This is a genomic window from Flavobacterium sp. ZB4P23 (assembly GCF_003970375.1).
GTDB lineage: Bacteria > Bacteroidota > Bacteroidia > Flavobacteriales > Flavobacteriaceae > Flavobacterium.
The window spans coordinates 34,196-58,724 of the sequence record NZ_RYDK01000003.1; the positions used below are offsets into that span (position 1 = coordinate 34,196).

Annotated in this window: 21 protein-coding genes; 18 read left to right on the forward strand and 3 right to left on the reverse strand. The window is 35.8% G+C overall.

All coding sequences use genetic code 11. The annotated features are described in order from the left end of the window. Positions 1 to 29: 29 nt before the first annotated feature. From ruvA to EKL99_RS14880, 14 genes are all read left to right on the forward strand, one after another. Positions 30 to 611 carry a Holliday junction branch migration protein RuvA gene (ruvA, locus tag EKL99_RS05690; RefSeq protein WP_126458479.1) on the forward strand — a complete coding sequence of 194 codons (582 nt, stop codon included), beginning with the start codon at positions 30 to 32 and terminating at the stop codon, positions 609 to 611. A 26-nt stretch (positions 612 to 637) separates the two neighbouring features. Next, complete coding sequence (gene sprA / locus EKL99_RS05695; protein WP_126576548.1) at positions 638 to 7,804, forward strand: cell surface protein SprA; 7,167 nt, start codon at positions 638 to 640, stop codon at positions 7,802 to 7,804. Positions 7,805 to 7,897: 93 nt separating this feature from the next. Continuing rightward, the gene (gcvH, locus tag EKL99_RS05700; RefSeq protein WP_126454175.1) at positions 7,898 to 8,278 is read left to right on the forward strand and encodes a glycine cleavage system protein GcvH; all 381 of its coding nucleotides are present in this window, start codon (positions 7,898 to 7,900) and stop codon (positions 8,276 to 8,278) included. Then, entirely contained in the window at positions 8,217 to 8,633 is a 417-nt protein-coding gene (locus EKL99_RS14875; protein ID WP_126454173.1) for a VanZ family protein, read from the forward strand. The genes gcvH and EKL99_RS14875 overlap by 62 nt, the downstream gene beginning before the upstream one ends. 221 nt (positions 8,634 to 8,854) lie before the next feature. Further along, entirely contained in the window at positions 8,855 to 9,598 is a 744-nt protein-coding gene (deoC, locus tag EKL99_RS05710) for a deoxyribose-phosphate aldolase (RefSeq protein WP_126554899.1), read from the forward strand. Further along, a complete protein-coding gene (locus tag EKL99_RS05715; RefSeq protein WP_126576549.1) occupies positions 9,588 to 11,741 on the forward strand; it encodes a gliding motility protein RemB in 2,154 nt (717 codons plus the stop codon). Before deoC ends, EKL99_RS05715 begins: the two co-directional genes overlap by 11 nt. 105 nt (positions 11,742 to 11,846) lie before the next feature. Continuing rightward, positions 11,847 to 12,749, forward strand: a complete 903-nt coding sequence (cyoE, locus tag EKL99_RS05720; protein ID WP_126554776.1) for a heme o synthase — start codon at positions 11,847 to 11,849, stop codon at positions 12,747 to 12,749. A 3-nt stretch (positions 12,750 to 12,752) separates the two neighbouring features. Beyond that, positions 12,753 to 13,340 carry a cytochrome c oxidase subunit 3 gene (locus EKL99_RS05725; protein WP_126576550.1) on the forward strand — a complete coding sequence of 196 codons (588 nt, stop codon included), beginning with the start codon at positions 12,753 to 12,755 and terminating at the stop codon, positions 13,338 to 13,340. 42 nt (positions 13,341 to 13,382) lie between these two features. Then, positions 13,383 to 14,360: a cytochrome c oxidase subunit 3 gene (locus EKL99_RS05730; RefSeq protein WP_126458495.1), complete on the forward strand. Its 978-nt coding sequence runs from the start codon at positions 13,383 to 13,385 to the stop codon at positions 14,358 to 14,360. A 21-nt stretch (positions 14,361 to 14,381) separates the two neighbouring features. After that, a complete protein-coding gene (locus EKL99_RS05735) occupies positions 14,382 to 14,732 on the forward strand; it encodes a cytochrome C oxidase subunit IV family protein (protein WP_126576551.1) in 351 nt (116 codons plus the stop codon). A 77-nt stretch (positions 14,733 to 14,809) separates the two neighbouring features. Further along, positions 14,810 to 15,451, forward strand: coding sequence for a hypothetical protein (locus EKL99_RS05740; RefSeq protein WP_126458498.1), 642 nt, complete (start codon positions 14,810 to 14,812; stop codon positions 15,449 to 15,451). Positions 15,452 to 15,462: 11 nt separating this feature from the next. Then, a complete protein-coding gene (locus tag EKL99_RS05745; RefSeq protein ID WP_126554780.1) occupies positions 15,463 to 16,149 on the forward strand; it encodes an SCO family protein in 687 nt (228 codons plus the stop codon). Then, on the forward strand, positions 16,150 to 16,734 hold the full coding sequence (locus EKL99_RS05750; RefSeq protein WP_126576552.1) for a DUF420 domain-containing protein: 585 nt from the start codon (positions 16,150 to 16,152) through the stop codon (positions 16,732 to 16,734). A 109-nt stretch (positions 16,735 to 16,843) separates the two neighbouring features. After that, a complete protein-coding gene (locus EKL99_RS14880; RefSeq protein ID WP_317125129.1) occupies positions 16,844 to 16,993 on the forward strand; it encodes a hypothetical protein in 150 nt (49 codons plus the stop codon). Between the two features lie 33 nt (positions 16,994 to 17,026). Here the strand turns inward: EKL99_RS14880 and EKL99_RS05760 are convergent, their stop codons facing one another. Continuing rightward, a complete protein-coding gene (locus EKL99_RS05760; protein ID WP_126576553.1) occupies positions 17,027 to 18,436 on the reverse strand; it encodes a DUF4403 family protein in 1,410 nt (469 codons plus the stop codon). A gap of 240 nt (positions 18,437 to 18,676) precedes the next feature. On the opposite strand from EKL99_RS05760, the gene EKL99_RS05765 reads away from it, so the two are divergent. From EKL99_RS05765 to tsaB, 4 genes are all read left to right on the forward strand, one after another. Continuing rightward, the gene (locus tag EKL99_RS05765; protein WP_255416407.1) at positions 18,677 to 19,357 is read left to right on the forward strand and encodes an efflux RND transporter periplasmic adaptor subunit; all 681 of its coding nucleotides are present in this window, start codon (positions 18,677 to 18,679) and stop codon (positions 19,355 to 19,357) included. An 82-nt stretch (positions 19,358 to 19,439) separates the two neighbouring features. Further along, positions 19,440 to 20,810, forward strand: a complete 1,371-nt coding sequence (locus EKL99_RS05770) for a TolC family protein (protein ID WP_126562605.1) — start codon at positions 19,440 to 19,442, stop codon at positions 20,808 to 20,810. Positions 20,811 to 20,816: 6 nt separating this feature from the next. Then, the gene (locus tag EKL99_RS05775) at positions 20,817 to 22,115 is read left to right on the forward strand and encodes an efflux RND transporter periplasmic adaptor subunit (protein ID WP_126562603.1); all 1,299 of its coding nucleotides are present in this window, start codon (positions 20,817 to 20,819) and stop codon (positions 22,113 to 22,115) included. A gap of 97 nt (positions 22,116 to 22,212) precedes the next feature. Further along, positions 22,213 to 22,881 carry a tRNA (adenosine(37)-N6)-threonylcarbamoyltransferase complex dimerization subunit type 1 TsaB gene (gene tsaB, locus EKL99_RS05780; RefSeq protein WP_126458522.1) on the forward strand — a complete coding sequence of 223 codons (669 nt, stop codon included), beginning with the start codon at positions 22,213 to 22,215 and terminating at the stop codon, positions 22,879 to 22,881. A 60-nt stretch (positions 22,882 to 22,941) separates the two neighbouring features. Here the strand turns inward: tsaB and EKL99_RS05785 are convergent, their stop codons facing one another. Next, complete coding sequence (locus EKL99_RS05785) at positions 22,942 to 23,787, reverse strand: mechanosensitive ion channel family protein (RefSeq protein WP_126554794.1); 846 nt, start codon at positions 23,785 to 23,787, stop codon at positions 22,942 to 22,944. A 66-nt stretch (positions 23,788 to 23,853) separates the two neighbouring features. Then, entirely contained in the window at positions 23,854 to 24,474 is a 621-nt protein-coding gene (locus EKL99_RS05790; RefSeq protein ID WP_197037217.1) for a hypothetical protein, read from the reverse strand. Between the last annotated feature and the right edge of the window lie 55 nt (positions 24,475 to 24,529).

The window sequence follows — 24,529 nt, forward strand, 5'->3', positions numbered from 1 at the left end:
TGTTATATTTGTTAACATATTGTTAATTCATGATAGCACACTTACAAGGGAAACTAGTTGAGAAATCACCCACTCACATAATTATTGATTGTGGTGGCGTAGGTTACCACGTAAATATTTCCTTACATACCTATTCGTTACTTCCTAGTACAGATTTTATAAAAGTGTATACGTATCTTCAGATAAAAGAAGATGCGCATACACTTTTTGGTTTTATGGAAAAGTCAGAAAGAGAAATATTCAAAATGTTATTGTCCGTTTCAGGAATAGGAGCGAGCATAGCAAGAACAATGCTTTCCTCGCTAGATCCTAAACAAATCATACAAGCAATTGCGACTGCGGATGTAATTACTGTTCAGTCTATAAAAGGAATTGGAAGTAAAACAGCACAAAGAGTCATACTGGATCTAAAAGAGAAAGTATTAAAATTATACGACTTAGATGAAGTTTCTATGTCACAGAACAATACAAATCGAGATGAAGCGTTATCAGCTTTGGAAGTTTTAGGTTTTGTACGAAAAACTTCGGAAAAAATTATAGAAAAAATTGTTAAAGAAGATCCGGACGCCACAGTGGAAACAATCATCAAAAAAGCATTGAAAAATCTATAAAAAGGGATTCAAGAAACACGAGTTGTATGCATAAAATTTGTATTTTTTCACTTGTTTTATTTTGTGGTTTTATGTCAAATGCACAAGTAACTCAGGCAGTTCAGGATACCGTAAAAACCGGATTTTCTATAGGGAAGGTACAGTTAAAAAATCCTCAAAGTGTCCTTTCGGCATATACCTATGATCCTGTAACTGACAGGTACATCTATACAAATTCCGTGGATGGTTTTTCTATTAATTACCCTATTATTTTAACACCAAAAGAGTATGAAAATCTTGTTTTGAAGGAATCCATGCGGGATTATTTCAAGAAAAAAGTAGACGCTATTGACGGAAAAAAGGAAGGAAGTGAAATTGCTAAAAGAGATTTATTACCTCGATATTACGTAAAATCAGGGCTTTTTGAATCTGTTTTTGGTAGCAATACCATTGATGTAAAACCTACCGGATCTGTTGAAATGGATTTAGGAATGCGGTATACCAAACAAGACAATCCCTCATTTTCCCCGAGAAACAGGACTACTACTTCATTTGATTTTGATCAAAGAATTAGCATGAGCTTGATGGGAAAGGTAGGGACTCGGCTCAATGTAAATGTAAATTATGATACGCAGTCAACATTTGCTTTTCAAAACCTGATCAAGCTGGAATATGCACCATCAGAGGACGATATTATTCAAAAAATTGAAGTGGGTAATGTCAGCATGCCATTGAATAGTTCCTTGATCCGTGGAGCACAAAGTCTATTTGGTGTAAAAACACAATTACAGTTTGGGAAAACAACAGTCACCGGTGTTTTTTCGGAACAAAAATCGCAGACTAAAAGTTTAATCGCTCAAGGTGGAGGCACAATTGAAGATTTTGAGATGTTTGCCTTAGATTATGATAGTGACAGGCATTTTTTCTTATCCCAATATTTCAGAAACAGGTATGATAAATCCCTGGCAAATTATCCTTTTATTGACAGTAGAGTTCAGATCTCCCGAATCGAAATTTGGGTAACCAATAAGCAAAACCGTGTCACGACCACGAATAATAACCTTAGAAATATTATTGCACTTCAGGATTTAGGGGAAGGACAATTATCGGGTTTGGCAGACAACGAAGTAGTTGTTTTAGATCCATCAACAGGTATTTTTAATAATCCCTTAGATTCTCCTGCTGACAATTCAAATAATGATTATGATCCTGCACAAATTACTACAGGAGGAGGTTTGCTGAATCCCAATATACGTGAAATTGTAACGGCAAACTCCGGTTTTAATGTGACAGTAAGTGAAGCACAGGATTATTCTAAACTAGAAAATGCTCGAAAACTGAATCCAAATGAATATACTTTTAATTCACAATTAGGATATATTTCATTGCAACAACGACTGGCAAATGATGAGGTTCTGGCAGTGGCGTATCAATATACCATAGGCGATCAGGTCTATCAAGTGGGGGAATTTGGTAATGATGGAGTAGATGCAACGGTGGTTACGGGGAATGGTTCCTCAAATCAAGCGGTTATCTCGCAAAGTTTGATATTGAAAATGCTGAAAAGTAATTTGACTAACGTTAGAAACCCTATTTGGAACCTGATGATGAAAAATATCTATCAGATTCAAGGGGGCTATCAATTGAAACAAGAAGATTTCAGATTTAATATTCTCTACACGGATCCTTCGCCTCTAAACTATATTACGGAAGTATCCGGAAGTCCTTTTCCGGATGCTAACAATAAAAATGAAATTCCTCCAAAAGATTATACTGTTACCAGCACACCATTGTTGAAAGTCTTTAATTTAGACAAATTAAATTTCAATAATGATCCGCAAGCCGGAGGTGATGGTTTTTTTGACTTTATGCCAGGGCTGACTATAGATGCTCAAAACGGAAGAATTATTTTTACCACAAAAGAACCGTTTGGAGAATTATTGTTTTCTAAATTAGCAAACCCCGCTTTAATAGAAAATTATAACAATGTAAGTTCTTATAATGAGAATCAGAAAAAATATGTGTTCCGCAATATGTACCGCAACACCCAATCAGGGGCTTTGCAGGATAGTGAGAAAAATAAGTTCTTATTAAGAGGGAAATACAAATCTACAGGTGGTGATGGAATACCAATTGGCGCTTTTAATGTTCCTAGAGGTTCTGTTGTAGTGACCGCAGCAGGAAGGGTTCTGGTAGAAGGAATTGACTACAGTGTCAATTATCAATTGGGTCGCGTACAGATTTTAGATGCTTCACTTCAAGCCTCTAATACGCCTATTGAGGTGTCATTGGAAAACAACTCTGTTTTTGGCCAGCAAACCAGGCGGTTTATGGGTGTAAATGTAGAGCATAAAATTGCTGATAATTTTGTGGTTGGAGCCACTTTTTTGAAAATGAGCGAAAGGCCATTTACTCAAAAATCGAGTTTTGGACAGGAATCGGTCAACAATACTATTTTTGGATTTAATACTAATTTTTCAACCGAAGTGCCATTCTTGACTCGATTGGTAAATAAATTACCCAATCTGGATACGGATGTGCCTTCTAATCTTTCTATACGAGGCGAAGTTGCTTTCTTGAAACCGGATTCGCCTAAAGCAGATCAATTTCAGGGTGAATCTACGATTTATGTAGATGATTTTGAAGGAACTCAATCTACTATTGATATGCGAAGCCCATATTCTTGGAGTCTTGCATCAACCCCAGAAAAAAACACAACTAGTGCGTATGACTTTAATGCCAGTGCCAATGACTTAAGTTACGGGTTTAAAAGAGCCAAATTATCATGGTATTCTATAGATCCGATATTTTATACACAAAAACCATCCGGTGTTTCTAATGAAGACCTTTCATTTAATTCTACCCGAAGAATCTTTAGTCAGGAATTGTATCCCCTGACAGATATCGCCCAAGGACAATCACAAGTGATAAACACATTAGATTTAAGTTATTATCCTTTAGAACGGGGGCCATATAACAACAGCCTAAATGTTGGTGCAAATGCCAAAGACAATTTTGGTGGAATCATGCGAGCATTAAATTCGACTAATTTCGAACAAGGAAATGTGGAATACATCCAGTTTTGGATTTTAGATCCGTATGTAGGAAATGGTCAGGCAGCACAAACAAATACGGGTAAAATATACTTCAACTTAGGAGAGATATCAGAGGATGTCCTGAAAGATGGAAGAAAACAATATGAAAACGGATTAGGACCGGATCAGATAGTGGCAAATCCACAGCCAATATGGGGCGATGTCCCGGCTTCTCAATCATTGATTTATGCTTTTGACACAAATGTTGATAATAGAAAAAATCAAGACATTGGTTTAGATGGTTTGTCTAATGCTAATGAAGGATCAGTATATACTAATTTTGCTTCTGAGCTGGATCCAGCGGCAGATGACTATACTTTTTACTTGAATGCATCAGGCGGCATTATTGATCGATACAAAATGTACAACGGTACTGATGGCAACTCAACAGTAGATATCAATGATCCTAACAGAGGGTCTACCACTCTTCCTGATGTCGAGGATATCAATAAGGATAATACGATGAATACCATTAATGCGTATTATGAATACAGCATTACTGTCCAGCCCAATATGGCCGTGGGACAAAATTACATTACGGATATTAGAAATACGCAAGTGACCTTGCCCGATGGTTCAAATACAGAGGCCCGATGGCTGCAGTTTAAAATTCCGGTTTCGCAACCTGAAAACACAATAGGAAATATTTCCGATTTTAGATCTATTCGTTTCATGAGAATGTTTATGACCGGTTTTGAAGATCAAGTAACGGTTCGTTTTGGAGCCTTGGATTTAGTTCGAGGAGAATGGAGACGCTATACCAATACCCTTGATTTTAATGATACTAACATAGACGATGACAATACTAATTTAGATGTTTTAGCCGTAAATGTTCAGGAAAACAACCAAAGATGTCCTGTTAATTACATTACTCCACCGGGCGTAACGCGTGAACAACTGTTTAATAACAACACGGTAATTAATCAAAACGAACAATCATTAGCCTTGCGGGTATCCGGAAACGGACTGGAACCATTAGACTCCAGAGCCGTTTTTAAAAACGTTAGTATTGATATGCGCCAATTCAAGAAATTAAAAATGTTTTTGCATGCAGAATCTTTACCAAACGAAATTGCACTTCAAGAAAATCAAATGGTAGGTTTCATTCGTTTTGGAAATGATTTTACCCAGAATTTTTACCAAATTGAAATTCCTTTAAAAGTCACCACGCCATCATCAGCATCTAATTCTGATTGCTCACCTTTGAGTGCCGAAACAGTTTGGCCCGCAGAGAATGAAATTGATTTGTCACTTGCTTTATTAACGCAATTGAAGATTCTGGCTATGAGTATCGATCCTGCCACACTGCCATTAGATGGGATTTATTATCAAAATGAAGATGAATTGGATTCCTCCCTGGGCAATAAAATAAATAAATTAAGAATAGGAGTTAAGGGGAATCCTAATTTTGGGTTAGTGCGAACCTTAATGGTTGGGGTAAAAAACAATGATGCCCGCAACGATATTAAAGGAGAAGTTTGGTTTAATGAACTTCGCCTGGCCGATATGGATAACAAAGGCGGAATGGCCGCAGTGTTGAATATTGATTCAAATTTAGCTGATTTCGCCACTGTTTCAGCTTCCGGTAGAAAAAGCACTATTGGTTTTGGAGCATTGGAGCAAGGCCCAAATGAAAGAAGCAGAGAAGATACGCAACAGTATACTATTGTTGCTAATGTGAATTTAGGAAAATTACTGCCTCCAAAATGGCAGATTAACCTGCCTTTTAATTACGCTATAGGCGAAGAAACAATAACGCCGGAATACGATCCTTTTAATCAAGATATAAAACTAAAACAGTTACTGGATAAAACCACGGATCAAAATCAAAGAGATAATATTGCCAGTAGAGCTATTGATTATACAAAACGCAAAAGCATAAACTTTATCGGGGTTAGAAAAGAACGTGGTCCGGAACAAAAACAGCATGTTTACGACCCGGAAAACTTTACTTTTTCGCAATCTTTTAATGAAGTAGAAAGACATGATTTTGAAATCGAAGATTATGTGGATCAACAGGTAAACTCTTCTGTAGATTATGCGTACACATTTCAGCCTAAATCAGTGGAGCCGTTCAAGAAAACTAAGTTCATGAAAAACAGTAATTATTGGAAGTTACTGAGTGATTTTAATTTTAATTATTTGCCTTCAAATATTTCGTTTAACAGCAATATTATTAGACAATACAACCGTCAGCAATTCAGACAGGTTGAGGTAGAAGGCATAGGACTTGATCCGTTGTATCGTAGAAATTTTGCTTTTAATTACCAATATGGATTTAATTATAATTTGACAAAATCACTGAAATTAAACTATACCGCTTCATCCAGCAATATTGTAAAAAGCTATTTGAACGAGAATAATGAGCCTATTGATACGTTTACAATTTGGGATAGTTATTGGGACATGGGAGATCCAAATCAACACATGCAACAACTGGTTTTGAATTATGAAATTCCAATTAATAAAATTCCGTTGTTCAGTTTTGTAAAAGCAACGTATTCTTATACCGGTGATTACAGCTGGCAGCGTACTTCTAATGCTTTGTCAGAAATACAAATTGAAGGCGCTAATTATAATCTGGGAAATACCGTTCAAAATGCAAATTCCAATAATTTGAATGCAACATTCAATATGGATTTGTTGTATAAATATTTAGGACTTGCCAAAAACAGTACTAAGACAGTATCTAAACCTAGAATGACTGCTCCAAAACCGGGAGAAAAAATAGTAAATAGGAATGCAAACCAAGCTCCAAAAAACAATCCATTTGTAGATGGTTTGATTGGGATGTTGACTAGTGTCAAAAACATTCAGATGACCTATACACACAATAGCGGTACCGTTTTGCCGGGATACACACCAAGCGTGGGGTTTCTGGGTTCTTCAAGACCATCGTTAGGATTTATTTTTGGAAGTCAGGATGATGTTCGCTTTGAAGCAGCAAAAAATGGATGGCTGACCAATTATCCGGATTTCAACCAAAATTTTTCCCGAGTGACAAATAAATTATTTAAAGCTACAGCAAATGTAGATTTACTGCCGGATTTAAAAATTGATTTGACTTTAGACCGGGCCTACTCTGAAAATTTTTCGGAACAATATGACGTTACCGATGGCGTTTATAACGCAAGATCTCCCTACACTGCCGGGATTTTCTCGATATCGACCGTTCTGATAAAAACTTCCTTTTCGGGTAGTGATGAAAATATATCAGCTGCATTTGATGACTTTAGATCAAACAGGCTTACTGTGGCAAATAGACTGGCAACACAGCGCGGCATCGACATTAATAATCCGAGTAACCTGGATCCGGAAGGATTCCCTTTGGGTTATGGAAAAAATAATCAGGCCGTATTGTTACCAGCGTTTTTAGCTGCTTATTCCGGGGGAGATGCTTCCGCTGTTTCGCTGGGAATTTTTAGAAATTTTCCAATCCCAAACTGGGCTGTGAAATATAATGGACTGATGCGTTATGAAGTTTTTAAAAAGAATTTCAAACGATTCTCCCTGCAGCATAATTACAGGGCTTCATATACGATAAATGCATTCAGATCAAATTTTGAATACGACAAAACACCAGAAGGAATCGATGCAAGTGGTAATTTTTTTAATCAAACCATCATGTCTAATATCAATTTAGTAGAGCAATTTAATCCGTTGTTGCGAATGGATTTTGAACTGAAAAGTTCCTTGAAAGTATTGGCCGAAATCAAAAAAGACAGAGCGTTATCCATGAGTTTTGATAATAATTTATTGACCGAAGTCAAAGGAATTGAATATGTGGTTGGGCTAGGCTACCGTTTCAAAGATGTTATTTTTTCTTCCAGACTCGCAGATAATCCCACAGGAATAATAAAAAGCGATATTAATTTGAAAGCAGATTTGTCCTATCGGAACAATCAAACCATTGTAAGGTACTTGGATTATAACAACAATCAGCTGGCAGGCGGTCAAAATTTGTGGTCACTTACCGTAAAAGCTGATTATTCCTTTAGTAAAAACCTTACGGCTATTTTCTATTACGATCATTCTTTTTCTAAAGCAGTAATCTCGACTTCTTTTCCACTGACAAATGTTCGTTCCGGGTTTACACTTCGGTATAATTTTGGGAATTAATTTTCTTTAAATCTAAACCAGATTTGAATTGAGATTGCTACATTTGTCACATAAAATTCAAATTATCATTTAATAATTATCAATTACAATAATATGAACATACCAGCAAATTTAAAGTACACAAAAGATCACGAATGGGTAAGCCTTGAAGGGGATATTGCAACAGTAGGAATCACTGATTTTGCGCAAAAAGAATTAGGTGATATCGTGTATGTTGAGGTGGAAACTTTAGATCAGACTTTAGAGAAAGATGAGGTTTTTGGGACTGTGGAAGCGGTTAAAACGGTTTCTGATTTGTTTCTTCCTCTCTCAGGAGAAATTATCGCTTTTAATGACGCACTAGAGAACACTCCGGAAAGTGTCAACTCAGATCCTTATGGCGCCGGATGGATGGTAAAAATTAAAGTAACTAATGTTGCTGAATTTGATTCGCTTCTTTCGAGTGATTCGTATAAAGAAATTATTGGTGCATAAGCAACTATTTTTGTGGGCAGCTATTGTATGGGCTGGAATTATTGCCTTTTTTTGTTTAATACAATTGAACAATGTCCCTCTTGGGAATGTGTCAAATATAGATAAATATGTCCATGCTTTTTTTCATTTTGTACTAACGTCATTTTGTTATTTGTTTTTAAAAAAACAGATAAGCAGTTCGAATAGTTTAAAACCGTTAGTGTTTTCTTTTTTGTTTTCCTTTTTTTTTGGAATAGTAATCGAGATTTCACAAGAGTTGTTTACCCTTTCCAGACATGCAGACATATATGATGTTTCAGCAAATACATCCGGAGCGGTGCTGGCAGTAGCAATCGCGGTGCTGTTTAAGAAATAAAAACATAAAGATAAAGTCCCACTTCTTGTGGGATTTTATGTTTTAGGCACTAGAAGAGTTGCGGTTTTACGGAACAGGATTTTTACTATTTTTAAGGTAGTGAAAGTATCAGTTGTAGTATCAAAAATAATTAAATTGTACGATCTAGCACTAAGCTCATGTGCATATAAAATGTATTTTTGTCAGTCAGAGTTCACTATAATTATGAAATCAAAATCGCTATGGATATCAAGCAATATTTAGACTCAACCTATTTGAAAACTGCGGTACAAGCGGGTCTCAGTCATGAAGAAAATACGCTTGTGGCTCAGGGATTTATTCAGGAAGCCATTGAGGAACGCTTTAAACTCATTATGATACGTCCCGAGATGGTTCCTTTAGCTAGAAAAATGATTCTTTCGGCACATTCAAATCTGGAAATAGGAACTGTAATTGATTTTCCGCAGGGCAAATCTTCAATTGAACAGAAGTTGATTGAGGCCGGACAGGCTATAGATAATGGGGCTGATGATCTGGATTTTGTTTGTAATTATGAAGCCTTCAAAAATGGTGAAATTGACTTGGTCAAAGATGAAATTCTAAAGTGCACGCAATTGGGATTGGCCAAAAAGAAAGTTGTAAAGTGGATTATTGAAGTTGCAGCGCTCAATGATAAAGAAATCATCCAATTATCAAGTTTGATTAAAAATGTTATTGTTTCTAATTTTCAGCAAGAGTTGTTCGCTACGATTTTTGTGAAGTCTTCAACCGGATTTTATAAAACGGAAAATAATCTGCCCAATGGCGCTACGATTCCTGCTATAAAAATGATGCTCGAAAATGCGTCGCCTTTACCGGTAAAAGCTGCCGGAGGAGTGCGGACGTATGAGGAAGCTGTTGAAATGATCCGATTAGGCGTAAGACGAATAGGAACTTCGGGAGCTAAAATGATTGCTAACGGTCAAAATTCACACAATGAATATTAGATTTATAAAGGAAATTGAGGTAAAAAAAACAGTGTTTGTAATGCTTTTGTTCCTGTCTTCTTTCTATACAAACGCTCAGCAGATTAATAGTTTACTGCAAGAGTCAGGAAATTCAGCCGAACGATTTCCTGTTTTTCCAGATTGTGTAAACTTGCAATCCAAAACATTAGAAACGTGTTTCTATAATCAGGTTCAGGATTTTGTTTTTCAAAACTTTGAAATTCCAGAGCACCTAGTCCAAAATGATTTTCAAGGAGCGGTAAAAGTGCTCTTTGAAGTAGATAATACGGGGGTATTTAAAGTGATTTATGTAGATGCCATAGCGCAAGACCTGATAAAGGAAACCAAAAGAGTTTTTGCAAAATTGCCTAAAATTCAACCCTCAACCTACAACGGCAACCCCACCTATAATAAGTTTACAATGACGATTGCAATTCCTTTAAAAAACAGGGAAGAAGTTGTTGCTGAAGCTTTGGCGAAAGCCGAATTCCTGCCTAGTAGCAATAAAAAGGTAACAGAACTGGATAGCATCGTGTATAAAAAATTTAATAACCCTGAATTTGATAGCCATTTGAATGTGCCCTTTTCACACAGTTATTATGCGCAATTTGATGCTTCGTTAAATCAAGTGGGGAGCAATAATCATACGGCATCAAAACCATATACATACACGGAGGTGTCAAAATATTATGACTTAAAAGGAGCCAATGAAAAGCTGAAAAAGAATGTTTCCGGCTGGTGGGCCAGAAAACTATGGAATGAGAGTACAGTTGCAATTCAAGGGGAAGGCTATTGGTTTACAGTTAATCCTATTTTTGACCTGCAGCTTGGGAAGGCTACCCAAACGGAGGCTTCTTATACTTATGTAAATACACGGGGGATAAATTTTCGTGGTGGTATAGGAAAACAACTCAATTTTACCACAACCATTTTTGAAAGTCAGGGTCGTTTTGCGGATTATTACAATCGGTATGCTGAGTCAATCAAACCGGATGGAGGTAATCCTGCGATTATTCCGGGAATCGGAATTGCAAAAGATTTCAAAACGGATTCGTATGATTTTCCTTTGGCCGAAGCCAATTTGACTTTTGCGCCCAGCAAACATATTGATATGCAATTGGGTTACGGAAGAAATTTTATTGGGGATGGTTATCGCTCTTTGTTAGAAAGTGATGGCGCCAGTCCCTATCCTTATTTTAAATTGAATACTAATTTTTGGAAAATAAAATATACCAATACTTATATGTGGCTTAAAGACGTTCGCCCGGACGCTACGCTGGAAAGAACCTACGCTACGAAGTTTATGGCCAACCATTATTTGAGTTGGAATGTTTCGAACAGGCTGAATCTAGGTTTCTTCGAATCTGTGATTTGGACAAATACCAATGAGAGAGGATTTGACATGAGTTTTGTGAATCCCATAATTTTTTATCGTGCGGTCGAATTTGCTTCGTCAGCAAGAACCGGAAATGCGCTTTTAGGATTGACTTATAAATACAAATGGAGCAACCAGATTAACTTATACGGACAGTTTGTTCTCGATGAATTTTCGCTTGGTGATGTAAAAAAACGGGATAACAGCTGGAAAAATAAATACGGATACCAACTTGGAATTAAATATTTTGATGCTTTCAAAGTAGATAATTTACTATTGCAGTTAGAGTACAATCATGTTCGTCCGTATGTATATTCTCATAGTGCTCCAATCACAAATTATGGACATAATAATCAAAGTATAGGACATCAGTGGGGCGGAAATTTTAAGGAATTTATTGCAATTGCCCGATACCACAAAGGAAGGTGTTTTGCTGACGCAAAAGTTACTATGGGAACTCGAGGCCTGGATTTTGGTACAACAGAAGATGTTTTTAATTATGGAGGAAATATTTACAAGGATTATGATGAAAACAGGCCGTTTGACAGTGGTGTAAAAGTGGGTCAAGGAAATAAAACAGCTGTTTTTATTGCGGACTTTCAAGGGGGATATTTAGTCAATCCGGCAACCAACCTGAAGTTTTTTGGAAGCTATATTTACAGGAGTTTCGACCCTTCAAAAAATACGGCAACAACTTTCAATCAGAGCACTAATTGGCTAACTTTAGGATTAAGAGCTGATATTTTTAACTGGTATTTTGACTATTAGTTTTCATTTTCATTTTAAAAAAGTTTTTTATGAATTGTTTTTTGTCAAATCCCTTTTGATACCCTACTTTTGCAAAAGTTTTTACAAAGCAAATCATCTTTAGCATTGAGCACAACACAAAGTACCCTTTCATTAAAATCTATTTATATCGATTTCCGCGAAATCACTAAGGCTCGTTTAGCCGTTAGTGTCGTATTTTCATCTATTGCAGGATTTATGCTTGGGATTTATGATTTGCACTCTTTAGATTGGGCGGTGTTGTTCAAATTAGCTGTAGGCGGGTATTGTATGGTGGGCGCTTCGAATGTCTTTAATCAGGTAATTGAAAAAGATTTAGATGCTTTGATGGACAGGACCAAAAATCGTCCGGTTCCAACGGGAAGAATGTCTCAACGCACTGCATTGCTGGTAGCAAGTTTGCTTACCGTTATAGGAATTGCGATGCTTTATACGATCAACCCGAAGACGGCCATGTTTGGTGCTATTTCCATATTTTTATACACAAGTGTTTATACGCCATTAAAAACAATGACTTCATTGTCCGTTTTTGTGGGGGCATTTCCGGGTGCAATTCCTTTTATGTTGGGGTGGGTAGCGGCAACGGGAGAATTTGGAATAGAGGCAGGAACCTTGTTTTTGATTCAGTTTTTTTGGCAATTTCCACATTTTTGGGCTATTGGTTGGTTTCTATACGAAGATTATGAAAAAGCAGGGTTCTTTATGTTACCAACGGGAAAGAAAGACAAAGGAACCGCTTTGCAGGTTATTCTATATACAGTGTGGCTTATTTTGGCTTCCTTATTGCCGGTTTTAGGGTATACGGGACGTTTTTTTATCACGCCAATTGCAGCAATTGTTGTATTTTTACTGGGTATTTGGATGCTTTTTTATGCCGTTCGATTGTATAAATTACGAACCGCAAAAGCGGCTAAAACTTTGATGTTAGTTAGTGTAGCCTATATTACTTTGTTACAATTAGTCTATATATTTGATAAATTTTTAAGATAAATTATGGAAATGATAATGACAGCAGCCGAGCAAAAATCAAGAACGGCAAGATCCTATAAATTGATTTTGTTGTTTGCTATGGTGAGTATGACTATGATGTTTGCAGGACTAACGAGTGCTTTTGTAGTGAGTAAATCAAGAGCCGACTGGTTGAAGAATTTTCAATTGCCAATTGCTTTTTACTATAGCACTGCGGCAATTATAGGGTGTAGTGTGACTTTTTACCTAGCCAAAAAAGCGATTCAAAAAGACAATCAAACACGAACTACAATGTTTCTTTTAGCTACTTTAGCATTAGGAATATTGTTTGTTTTTTTGCAGTTTGCAGGTTTTGGAGAAATAGTCGAAAGCGGGTATTATTTCACGGGAAGTGGAAGCTCAATAACGACTACTTTTTTATATGTTGTAACGGTTGTACACCTGATTCACCTTGCTGGCGGTGTGATTTCACTACTAATTATAATTTATAATCATTTTAAACAAAAATACAATTCATCTCAAACCCTTGGTATAGAACTAGGTGCAATGTACTGGCACTTTTTGGATCTATTATGGGTTTATTTGTTTTTGTTTTTATATTTCTTTAAATAAGAAAAAAACGTAAATTTGGGAACTTTTTAACGAATAATTTTTATGGAAGCGACAGTTACTACTGCAAATAGTGAAGAGAAAACTTGGGGAGGCGGCAATGAGCCAATGAGGGCAAGTTATGGCAAATTGATGATGTGGTTTTTTATCGTATCGGATGCTTTAACGTTCTCTGGATTTTTAGCCGCGTATGGTTTTTCTAGATTTAAATTTATTGAGACATGGCCGTTGGCTGATGAAGTGTTTACACACTTTCCATTTATGCACGGGGTATCTGCTCCGATGTATTATGTAGCATTAATGACTTTTATTTTGATCTTTTCATCTGTGACTATGGTTTTGGCCGTTGACGCAGGGCATCAAATGAAAAAAAATAAAGTAATCCTTTATATGTTTTTAACTATTATTGGAGGTTTGATTTTCGTAGGGTCTCAAGCTTGGGAATGGAAAAATTTCATCAAAGGCGAATACGGCGCTATTGAAACAAAAGGAGGTAGTTTGCTTCAGTTTGTTGATAAAGACGGAAATCGTGTAGCTTTGGCTGATTTTGCTGCCAATCTGCACGAAGAAAGAGAGCAATTGACTCCAAATAAAGCCAAATGGTTTATGAGTGAGCCATCATTGCCTTCCTATTCTGTAGCCGAGGTTCAAGCCGGTTTCAAAGCACATCCTGAACTTTTGATTCGAACAGAAGTGATGACCGCAACCAAACAGAAAACAATTCTTTCTAGAGAAGAATCCGTATCTAGATTGGGTCAGGCACATTATGTTGTGGAAGGCGCAAATCTGGTCAGAAATGAATATGGAAGTAAATTATTTGCTGATTTCTTTTTCTTTATCACTGGTTTTCACGGTTTTCACGTTATTTCAGGAATAATAATTAATATTATTATATTTTTTAATGTATTAATTGGAACCTATGAAAAAAGAGGTAGCTACGAAATGGTAGAAAAAGTGGGGCTCTATTGGCATTTTGTCGATTTAGTTTGGGTGTTTGTATTCACCGTTTTCTATCTTGTTTAATTTTCAAAAAAAGTAATTATCATGTCACACGTACACGTATCTAACATAGGTAGAATCTGGAAAGTTTTCGGAATATTATCTGCCGTTACCATAATAGAAGTTATTCTTGGGATTTTGAAACCTGAAGTTCTTCACATGAATAATTTTATGGGTATGAATTTGCTTAACTGGATATTTTATGGCCTTACAATTTATAAGGCGTACTATATAGTTTGGGCCTTCATGCACATGGAGGGTGAAAAAAGTAGTTTAAGAAGTGCAGTTGTTTTGCCTTTAATTTTCTTGATCATTTACCTGCTTTTCATTCTTTTGACAGAAGGAGATTATATTCATGATGTTTTTAAAAATTCCACGATTAAATGGAATTTTTAACACGATATTAATTCAAAAAAGGGTGCGCATTGCGTGCCTTTTTTTATTTTTGTACTTTAATAAATAGCATTGTCACAATGAAAAAAAATAGTGTTCTTTTTGTTCTTTTTATTTTACCCATCGTTGCGTACCTCTTTTTTGCTTCTGGTGTAAACAGTTTTACAAAACTTCCTATTGTAACCCCTAAAACAGCTGATTTTGGAGATTGGTCTACTTTAGACGGAGGAAAAATCAGTTTAAATGATAAGGTTACCGTTCTGGGGTTTTCAGGGACAGATCTTTTGATAAACCGAGGCAACCTTTTTAACCTAAATCAGAAAATTTATCAAACGTATCATAAGTTTAAAGATGTCCAGTTCGTAGTAATTTGCCCTATAGGGACTGAGAAAGATGCGAAGAAAGTAGTTGATGCCTTGTCCGCTTTTACAGATATGGCACAATGGCGTTTTGTGTTTGCCTCAGCTGAAGAAATTCAAGCGTATCACAAGCAATTAAAACTGATCGAGAACCTTGACCAAAAGTTAGGGACTCCCAAAGTGTATATCATCGATAAAGAACGCAATCTTCGAGGGAGGAAATTAGTAAAAGATACCAAAGAGGGGTATAATACGTTTCACCCCGCTGAGTTAAGCAATGAAATGCTGGATGATTTTAAAGTCATTTTGTATGAATATCGCGCTGCTCTGAAGAAAAATAAGAATGCCAGTAGAAAAATTTAAATTTATAGTTTATGTTTAAGAATAAATCATATATCGGTATTTCGTTTATTATTTTGATTTTTGGCATCTATGCGATTCCAAAAATTGTAGATAGAATTAAAAATGACAAAGTGGTTCAGGGCGACCGTCTTGACAGTGTGAGGCCAGCAGTTATAGAAGGTGAGAAGCTAACTAAAATTGGTCCAGCCCCACAATTCGAATTGACAAATCAAGACAATAAAAAAATAACGAATGAAACCTACAAAGGAAAGGTCTATGTTTTAGAGTTTTTCTTTTCAACTTGTCCTACTATTTGTCCAAAGATGAATGAAAGTATGCTTCTTATTGAAAAAAGTTTTTTCGGAAATCCTAATTTTGGGATCGTTTCTATTACTATAGATCCAGAGCACGATACTGCAGAAGTATTAAAAGAGCATGCAGACTTTTTAGGAGTAAAATCTACGAATTGGAATTTTTTGACCGGGGATAAAGCCTACATTTTTAATCTGGCCAATAAGGGATTTAATCTTTATGCTGGGGAAAATAATAAAGCAGCAGGTGGATTCGAGCATTCAGGATTGTTTGCCTTGATTGATAAGAATGGAAATATTCGTTGTAGAAAAGATGATTTTGGGAATCCAATTTTATATTACGATGGTTTAGATAAAAAAGGAGTAAGGAACATCCAACAGGATATTAATATTTTATTAAAAGAGTAAATGGAAAACAGTTCTTTAGAAAAAAAATACAATACGCTAATTATAGCGGTATCGGTACTAATACCAGTAGTTGTGGCTATACTCTTTGGGGTCAAATTAAAAGATTTGGGATATAATGTAGCGCCTCTTTCTTTTTTGCCACCCATTTATGCTGCCACTAATGGGGTTACTGCGATTTTGTTAGTAGCAGCCGTAGTAGCAATTAAAAACGGAAAAAGAAAATTACACGAAAGGTTGATGACAGGCGCTATTGCATTGTCTATTGCCTTCTTGGTAATGTATGTTGCCTATCACATGACGTCCGTTTCTGCTGTTTTTGGAGATTCTAACCATAATCTTATATTAGAGGATTCTGAAAGAGTAGCTATAGGATCATTACGAATCGTTTATTTATTGATTTTAATCACGCATATTATTTTATCGATTGCGATTATTCCAATGGTTTTAATTACGTACGTTAGAGCATTAGCACAAAATTTTGAAAGTCATAAAAAGATCTCCAAAATTACTTTCCCAATCTGGTTGTATGTCGCCGTTACCGGAGTAATTGTTTATTTAATGATTTCCCCTTATTATGTATATTAAAAGTAAAAGTCAGATTTCAAAAACCAAGAGTATAATCAGAAAGTGGTCTGTATCTATATTTGTACTAATTTGTTTTCTTTTTTCGTCTTCTGTAAAGGCTCAATGTGCGATGTGTCGCGCGGCATTGACGAGTGAAGGAAATACCACTACAGCAGCGGCGGTTAATGACGGAATTGTATATTTAATGGTAATTCCTTATCTTCTGGTTGCAGGGATTGGTTACGCTATTTATCGAATGAAAAAAAACAAATCCAGTTAAACTGCACTTTTTATTTTTTTTAAAATGGAAAAATTATTTCAGGCCGTTTATAGCGACATTGATGGTTCCTTTTACTTTTATAAAGGCTAAGATGGCTTGATTTGTCAATTGGATTCTTTGAAATTGAATGTTTTCCATTTTTCCATTGATGAACACGCCTTGCATTGGAGAATAATTTTTTAGATAAGGCAGTATATTTTTTTGACCCTCTTCAAGATTTGGTATCAAGGAATATCGGCAAGATTGTTCCATTTTTCGCAATACAAATCCTTGTGCAAGCCAACTAGCAGTGCGCATCAATTTATTTTTGGTATCCAAAGCATAGGTCAATTGATCAAAATAGATCTCTTTTGTTTGTTCATTATATTTGGGTAATCCGGACAAATAGAGTGTTCCGTTTACAGATCCTGTTATTTCTAGCGCAATAATCATTTTTCCGGTTTTGTGCCAAATTGCTACATTTTGCACTTTTACTTTCTTTGGTCCTGAGCTAAATTCTTGGCCTGCAAAATTCCTGGTCATTATTTTTGAAGCCTCCTGATAGGTCGAAACAGCAATGATATTTGCAGTGATGGCTTCTGGAATTTTAGTAACTGGTTTTAAAATAATTTTTGAACCATCAAATTTAGAATCAGGTTCTTGTCCTATTATGGTTTCCATGTTGCATTTCATCCCCATTTGCAACACAAAAGTGTCTTTTTTTAGTTGGGCATTTGTAGAATAAATTTCAATAGGAACAATACGAAGCCAACTGTTGTAAGTTGTACTCATTTGAAAAGGGATGCAAATTTTTTCTAAAGCGGTCAACACATTCGGCTTGAAATCCATTGATTTCGCAATCGCGGCATCAATTTTATTTTCGATTTTGGATTTAAATAATTGGATAGCAGGATTGATTAAATAGGTAACTGGAACATTTTTTCCAAAAACACGCATCGTTGGGCTTTCATTCCAGTCCAATGATTGCAGTTGGGTTGTGGTATTCAGTTTCCAATTGGTTAAGCTAATTTCGCTTACTAAAGTGATCACGCCATTCAGGTTGAATTCCCGCGTATCATACAATTCAATACCCATTTTTTTAGTGCCAATTCGGTATTTCACAACCGCTTTTAAGGGTAAAATAGTTTTTATTTTTTCTCCTGAGTTCTCCGGGTCATTCACGATACTTATTGGTTCCAATTTCCAAACTTTCATTTCAATGCCATCATCGTCAATGTTGTTGTCTTCGTAAATCAAGCCGTTCATTAGAGTGTTGGTTTGGTTTTGAATTTCTTTCAGTTTGATACTGATGGGCAAGTTGATAAAGGACGGAGTATTTTCATAGACTAATGGTGTTGCGTCGTCAGGCTCAGGTTTCAAAGCTTCAATTTGATTTGTTGACGAACAGCTAAAAAATAAAATTATAGAACAGAGTGTAAGCAGGGTTGATAGCGTTTTTGGCATTTAATTCGGGTTTAAAGCGGTAAAATTAATAAAACTATTCTTTTTTAAGATTAAAGTGTAACATTTTATCTGCAACGAAGTCTTATGGTTAAAATCCTTGAAGTCATTCTTTTTATTTCCGTATAATTTACTGTTGAAACTAATTAAATAGTGTTTTAAAATTGCCAGATTATGATTGAAATTAAAGACCTGTACAAATCGTATAAAATATGAAGTTCTGATCTACATGTTTTAAAAGGGATTAATTTCAATATCAAGGAAGGCGAGCTAGTGGCCATTATGGGTTCCCCTGGTTCAGGGAAATTAACACGATTAAACATACTTGGAATTCTGGATGAGGCAGATTCCGGGAATTACAATTTAGATACTGTTCCCGTAAAAGTAGGGAATCAGGTTGTTGAAAGTAATAACTTCAATGAAGGGACAGCAATTGCAAGTGTTGCAGATGTAGGCCGAATGATATTTGTGGGAAAAATTGACGAGTCAGAAGTGGGCGAAATAAAAGAAAAATTACCCATCGAAATTACCATTGGCGCTATCGAGAACAAAAAATTTGACGCCGTATTGCAATACATTGCTCCAAAAGGTAAAACTGAAAATGGTGCCATCCAATTTGAAATCAAAGCATCATTAGCCAATAGTGAGAACACTTTTATTCGCGCTGGTTTGAGAGTAAATGTGTCAATTATACTTGAAAAAGTGGATAAGGTATTGGCACTGAAAGAGGCGCTGATTCAATTTGATAAGAAGACACAAAAACCATACGTAGAGATTCAAACGGGGACGCAGGAATTTATAAGAAAGGAGTTAATCTTGGGTATCAGCGATGGTATTTATGTCGAAATCAAAAGTGGAATTAAAGCTTCCGATACGATTAAAGTTTGGAATCAAGTCTTAAAAAGCGAAGAAGTGAAACCCTAAATCTGTACTTAAAAAAGAAATTCAGTTTTTTAAAAAATGTTAAATATGTGTAGTACCTTTGTTACACTTTCATCTAAAATATATGAAAAAAAATAGTTATATCAGTTTCGTTTTTATCACGCTGTTCAGTTTGTCTATTCAGGCGCAATCCAAAAAATGGACCCTCGAGGAATGCGTGAAATATGCCATTCAAAACAATATTTCCATCAAGCAATCTGAATTAGATAGTAAAACAGCTCTTATTGATAAAAAAGGAGCCATCGGAAATTTTCTGCCGTCTTTAAATGCAAATGCATCACATTCCTGGAACATTGGTTTGAATCAGGATATTACAACAGGGCTTTTGCAGAACCAAACGACGCAGTTTACTTCGGCTGGAGCCAATGTTGGAGTGGATATTTATAAAGGACTGCAAAATCAAAATACACTTCGAAGAGCTAATCTTTCAATTGTGGCGGCTAAATACCAATTGCTCAAAATGCAGGAGGATATTGCCCTGAATGTTGCCAACGCTTTCTTACAGATTCTTTTTAATAAAGAAAATCTAAAAGTACAAAAAGAACAGTTGGAAATTAATGAAAAACAATATGTACGCTCTGAAGAATTAGTTAAAGCAGGTTCAATTCCTCGTGGGGATTTATTAGATATCAAAGCTACAGTAGCATTGAACAATCAAAATGTTATTGCTGCAGATAATGCTTTATTAATTTCTAAATTAAGTTTAGCGCAGTTGTTGCAATTAAAAGAGTTTGAAGATTTTGATGTAGTAGATGATACTGACATTAGAGATAAAAATAATATAATGGTACAAACTCCAGCTGCTATTTATGACAAAGCATTGGAAAACAGAACTGAACTGAAAATTGCCAGAACAAATCTGGAGATTGCACAGAAAGATCTGGAGATTGCCAAAGGAGCTTTTCAACCTACTTTACAAGGTTTTTACAGCTTTAATAGCAGAGTTTCTTATGCTGATGTCCCTTTCTTTGATAGTATGAGGAATCTAATTGGCACTAAAAATTCAGCTCCGTTTTTCGAACAGTTTAATAGTAATAAAGGACAGTCTTTTGGAGCACAATTGTCGATTCCGATATTCAATGGGTTTTCGGTGAGGAACAATGTAGAACGTTCAAAAGTAAGTTTAGAACGGTCAAAAATTGCAGTGGAACAGCAGGATTTAGATTTGCAGCGTAATGTTTTTACTGCCTTTACAGATGCTAAAGGCGCACTAAATGCCTATGAATCCTCAGTTGTGGCACTTGAGGCGAGACAAGGCGCTTACGATTATGCCAAAGAAAAATATGATGTAGGTTTGATGAATTCATTTGATTTTAATCAATCACAAACCTTACTGACGAATGCACAATCAGAAATTATTAGAACCAAATACGATTATATTTTTAAAATCAAAATACTAGAATTCTATTTTGGAATTCCAATTATCAAATACTAATTTATCATGTCAAAAAAAACAATTTATATTGTATTAGGTGTTTCAGTAGCAGCTATTGTATTGTTAGTAACGCTTTCAAAAGCAGGTGTTATAGGAAATAAAGATGAGGGAACAGAAATTGAAATCGCCCAGGTCAATCCCTCAACTATTATTGAAACCGTATCGGCTACCGGGAAAATTCAACCAGAAATTGAAGTTAAAATTTCATCGGAGGTTTCAGGCGAAATTATTTCTTTGAATGTAAAAGAAGGACAGGCCGTTAAAAAAGGCGATTTATTGGTCAAGATAAATCCGGATTTGTATACTTCAGGATACAATCGTTCCGTTTCTAATTTATCAGGCACACGAGCTGCTTTGAGTCAGGCGGAGGCCTCTTTTAAAGAATCCAAATCAAATTACGAGAGAAACAAAATATTATTTGAAAAAGGCATTATCTCAAAATCAGATTGGGATAAAGCAGTTGCTTCTTATGAAGTTGCTAAAGCATCAAAACAAACGGCTTACTTTAATGTTCAAAGTGCTGCGGCAACCGTAAATGAGGCTAAAGATAATCTAGGGCGTACCACCATTTATGCACCCGCTGACGGAACCATTTCAGTACTGAATGTAGAGCTGGGCGAGCGCGTTTTGGGTACGCAACAAATGACCGGAACGGAGATTTTAAGAGTGGCCAATTTAAATAATATGGAAGTGGAAGTGGATGTCAATGAAAATGATATTGTAAAAATTAAAGTAGGAGACGAAGCAAATGTGGAGGTAGATGCCTATTTAAAAAAACAATTTAAAGGGACGGTAACTAGTATTTCTAATTCAGCCAGTTCCGCCTTGACAGCTGATCAGGTCACTAATTTTAAAGTAAAAGTTAGAATTTTGAAGGAATCTTATCAAGATTTACTTAAAGGGAGACCAGAAACATATTCCCCTTTTAGACCAGGAATGACCGCAACGGTTGATATTATTACCGATACAAAAATAAATATACTGACAGTGCCTATAAGTGCTGTTGTTATAAAGTCAGATACGGCTTCAGTCAAAGAGATTAAAGTGGCAGATCCAGCTGAAGAACAAAAAGGAGCAGCGCCTAAAAGTGATAAAAAATACGAATGTGTGTTTGTAAAAGTAGGGGATAAAGCAAAAATTAGAGTTATTAAAACCGGAATTCAGGATGATACTAATATTGAAGTTTTGACAGGTCTTAAAAAAGGTGATGTGGTCATTACTGGGCCATACTCTACAGTCGCTAAGGAACTGAATTCAGGAGATAAAGTGATGCTGAAAAAAGATAAGGAAATTAAGAAAAAATAAAAGCGAAAAACAGGATAAATAATGCGAATTTTGTAATTCAAAAATAAAACAAATTAAAGGTTTCGAGAGGAACTTTAAACTTTAAACTTTAAACGGCTTGTCTTACTTATTAAATATTGAAACCGCCACTAAAAATTGCTCGGTAGCTCTTGCAAAAGGAGGAAAAACGATTCTCTGCAAAGAAATAGCAGAAGAAGGATATTCCCACGCGGAACGATTGCATGTTTTTATTGAGGAAATTATCAAAGAAGCCGGAATTACGCTTCAGGATTTATCCGCTGTTGCCGTAAGTCAGGGACCGGGTTCATATACTGGCTTGCGAATTGGGGTTTCGGCAGCAAAAGGGCTTTGCTATGCACTGAACATCCCATTGATTGCTATTGATACTTTGCAAGCGTTGGCATCGCAGGTTACAGTTTCCAGCGGATTGATTATTCCCATGATTGATGCGCGAAGAATGGAAGTATATAGTGCTGTTTTTAACCCGAATTTAGAAAAAAAACGAGAAGTTCTTGCCGAAATAATTACGGAGAATTCATTTGAAGATTTGCAGGAATCCATCTATTTTGTTGGAGATTGTGCCGAGAAATGCAAGCTGGTTTTAACTAAAAAAAATCATATTTTTTTAGAGGAGATTAAATATCCTTCTGCCAAAGAAATGAGCGCTTTGAGTTATGAGAAATTCAAAGTAAGTGACACCGTTGATGTTGCGTACTTTGAGCCTTATTATTTGAAAGATTTTTTGATTACGACTTCAAAAAAATAGTTATTGCTTTTGTGGAATCTGGGTTTTAAAATAATAGTGTCGTAACTTCTGCCTTTATTATTATATTTCATTACTCTCCGTGTTATTCTTTTTTGACGACTCCTTAACATAAGGCTGAATAATAATTCCAGCAGTATCAAACGCTTGTTTGCAGTTTTCCAATGTATCGGCATAAACACCCCAAAAATCTTCATTTGTAGCCCAAGGTCTTACCGCTATTTGGATGGCGCTGTCGGTGAGGTTTTTTACGGATACTTCAGCAGCAGGTGTTTCAAGCACTTTTGGATTGTTCTTTAGAACTGCCGTGATCATTTCGCGTGCTTTTTTAATATCCGTATCATAAGAAATAGCAATTGTCAAATCAGCTCTTCTGATCCTTTGTAAAGAATAATTTATGATATTTCCATTTGATAAAGATCCATTGGGTATAAAAATAGTTTGATTGTTAGCTGTGATTAATTTGGTTACAAATATTTGTATCTCGTTAACAGTTCCAATGACCCCTTGGGCTTCAATTGTATGGCCAACCTTAAAGGGTTTAAAGAGAATAATCAACATGCCGCCTGCAAAATTGGAGAGTGATCCTTGGAGAGATAAGCCTACAGCAAGTCCCATTGCGCCAAGAATAGCCACGAAGGAAGACGTTTCAATCCCAAGTTTTGAGATGAAAGAAACAAATAAGATGATCCGCAAAACCCAAAGTAAGATATCTGCCAGAAATTTTGTCAGTGTAGGGTCTAGATTCCTTTTCACCATTATTCTTCTTATGAATCTATTGATGAGGCGGATGATATAAAGTCCAGCAAATAGAATTATAAAGGCAGAAATCAATTTTGGAGAATAATCTATCAATACTTTTAAAAAAGTATTAGCGTAACTAGAAAGTTGGTCTGGATCTAAATTCATTTTTATGTAATAAAAAACCTTCTCAAAAGGAGAAGGTTAAGTTTGAAAGACAAAAATACGAATAAATTAATCGGCATCTTCTTCTTCTATTTTATTTATGGTTTCTTTTTTGCTCTGTTTTAGTTCTTCATCGCCATCATGTGCAAGGGAACTTGCCTTTTCTTTTAGGGTATCAACAACTTCAGAAGCGGTTGTTTTTGCATCACTGGCTAAGTCTTCTGCTTTGTCAGCAGTTTCGCTTGCTTTTTCTTTTAGGGTATCAATAACTTCAGATACGCTTGTTTTTTTCTCAATGGCCATATCTGATGCTTTGTCAGCAGTTGCATCAGTTTTTTCTTTTATACTATTTACTAAATCCCCAAGAGCTTCTCCGGTTTTGGCTGAATACTCGCTTAATACTTCTCTAGTATTGCTGGCAAAGTGTTCTGCTTTTTCTATAATTGGCGCTGCCGTTTCTTTTGCTTTTTCAAAAGTATCTTCAGCAAAAAGTTCTGCTTTTTCAAAATAGGGTGTTGCGCTTTCTTTTGTTTTTTCAAATGTTTCTGCTACGAAATTCTCTGCTTTTTCTAAGTAAGGTGCCGCTGTTTTTTTGGCGTGATCAAAACTAGTTTCTGCTTTGTTCGCTAATTCATTAGTCGTTTCTTTGGCTGAGCCAAATAATTTTTTAAAAAATGATGCTAGTCCCATGGTATTTCTATTTGATTGGTCTTACAATAGTAGTGATTTTTTTCTATGATTACTT

What these genes read in the sequence shown, in the direction of transcription:
- ruvA (WP_126458479.1), top strand. Translation starts at nt 30, where the DNA reads ATGATAGCACACTTACAAGGGAAACTAGTTGAGAAATCACCCACTCAC.
- sprA (WP_126576548.1), top strand. Translation starts at nt 638, where the DNA reads ATGCATAAAATTTGTATTTTTTCACTTGTTTTATTTTGTGGTTTTATG.
- gcvH (WP_126454175.1), top strand. Translation starts at nt 7,898, where the DNA reads ATGAACATACCAGCAAATTTAAAGTACACAAAAGATCACGAATGGGTA.
- EKL99_RS14875 (WP_126454173.1), top strand. Translation starts at nt 8,217, where the DNA reads ATGTTGCTGAATTTGATTCGCTTCTTTCGAGTGATTCGTATAAAGAAA.
- deoC (WP_126554899.1), top strand. Translation starts at nt 8,855, where the DNA reads ATGGATATCAAGCAATATTTAGACTCAACCTATTTGAAAACTGCGGTA.
- EKL99_RS05715 (WP_126576549.1), top strand. Translation starts at nt 9,588, where the DNA reads ATGAATATTAGATTTATAAAGGAAATTGAGGTAAAAAAAACAGTGTTT.
- EKL99_RS05725 (WP_126576550.1), top strand. Translation starts at nt 12,753, where the DNA reads ATGGAAATGATAATGACAGCAGCCGAGCAAAAATCAAGAACGGCAAGA.
- EKL99_RS05730 (WP_126458495.1), top strand. Translation starts at nt 13,383, where the DNA reads ATGGAAGCGACAGTTACTACTGCAAATAGTGAAGAGAAAACTTGGGGA.
- EKL99_RS05735 (WP_126576551.1), top strand. Translation starts at nt 14,382, where the DNA reads ATGTCACACGTACACGTATCTAACATAGGTAGAATCTGGAAAGTTTTC.
- EKL99_RS05740 (WP_126458498.1), top strand. Translation starts at nt 14,810, where the DNA reads ATGAAAAAAAATAGTGTTCTTTTTGTTCTTTTTATTTTACCCATCGTT.
- EKL99_RS05745 (WP_126554780.1), top strand. Translation starts at nt 15,463, where the DNA reads ATGTTTAAGAATAAATCATATATCGGTATTTCGTTTATTATTTTGATT.
- EKL99_RS05750 (WP_126576552.1), top strand. Translation starts at nt 16,150, where the DNA reads ATGGAAAACAGTTCTTTAGAAAAAAAATACAATACGCTAATTATAGCG.
- EKL99_RS14880 (WP_317125129.1), top strand. Translation starts at nt 16,844, where the DNA reads ATGTGTCGCGCGGCATTGACGAGTGAAGGAAATACCACTACAGCAGCG.
- EKL99_RS05760 (WP_126576553.1), bottom strand. Translation starts at nt 18,436, where the DNA reads ATGCCAAAAACGCTATCAACCCTGCTTACACTCTGTTCTATAATTTTA.
- EKL99_RS05770 (WP_126562605.1), top strand. Translation starts at nt 19,440, where the DNA reads ATGAAAAAAAATAGTTATATCAGTTTCGTTTTTATCACGCTGTTCAGT.
- EKL99_RS05775 (WP_126562603.1), top strand. Translation starts at nt 20,817, where the DNA reads ATGTCAAAAAAAACAATTTATATTGTATTAGGTGTTTCAGTAGCAGCT.
- EKL99_RS05785 (WP_126554794.1), bottom strand. Translation starts at nt 23,787, where the DNA reads ATGAATTTAGATCCAGACCAACTTTCTAGTTACGCTAATACTTTTTTA.
- EKL99_RS05790 (WP_197037217.1), bottom strand. Translation starts at nt 24,474, where the DNA reads ATGGGACTAGCATCATTTTTTAAAAAATTATTTGGCTCAGCCAAAGAA.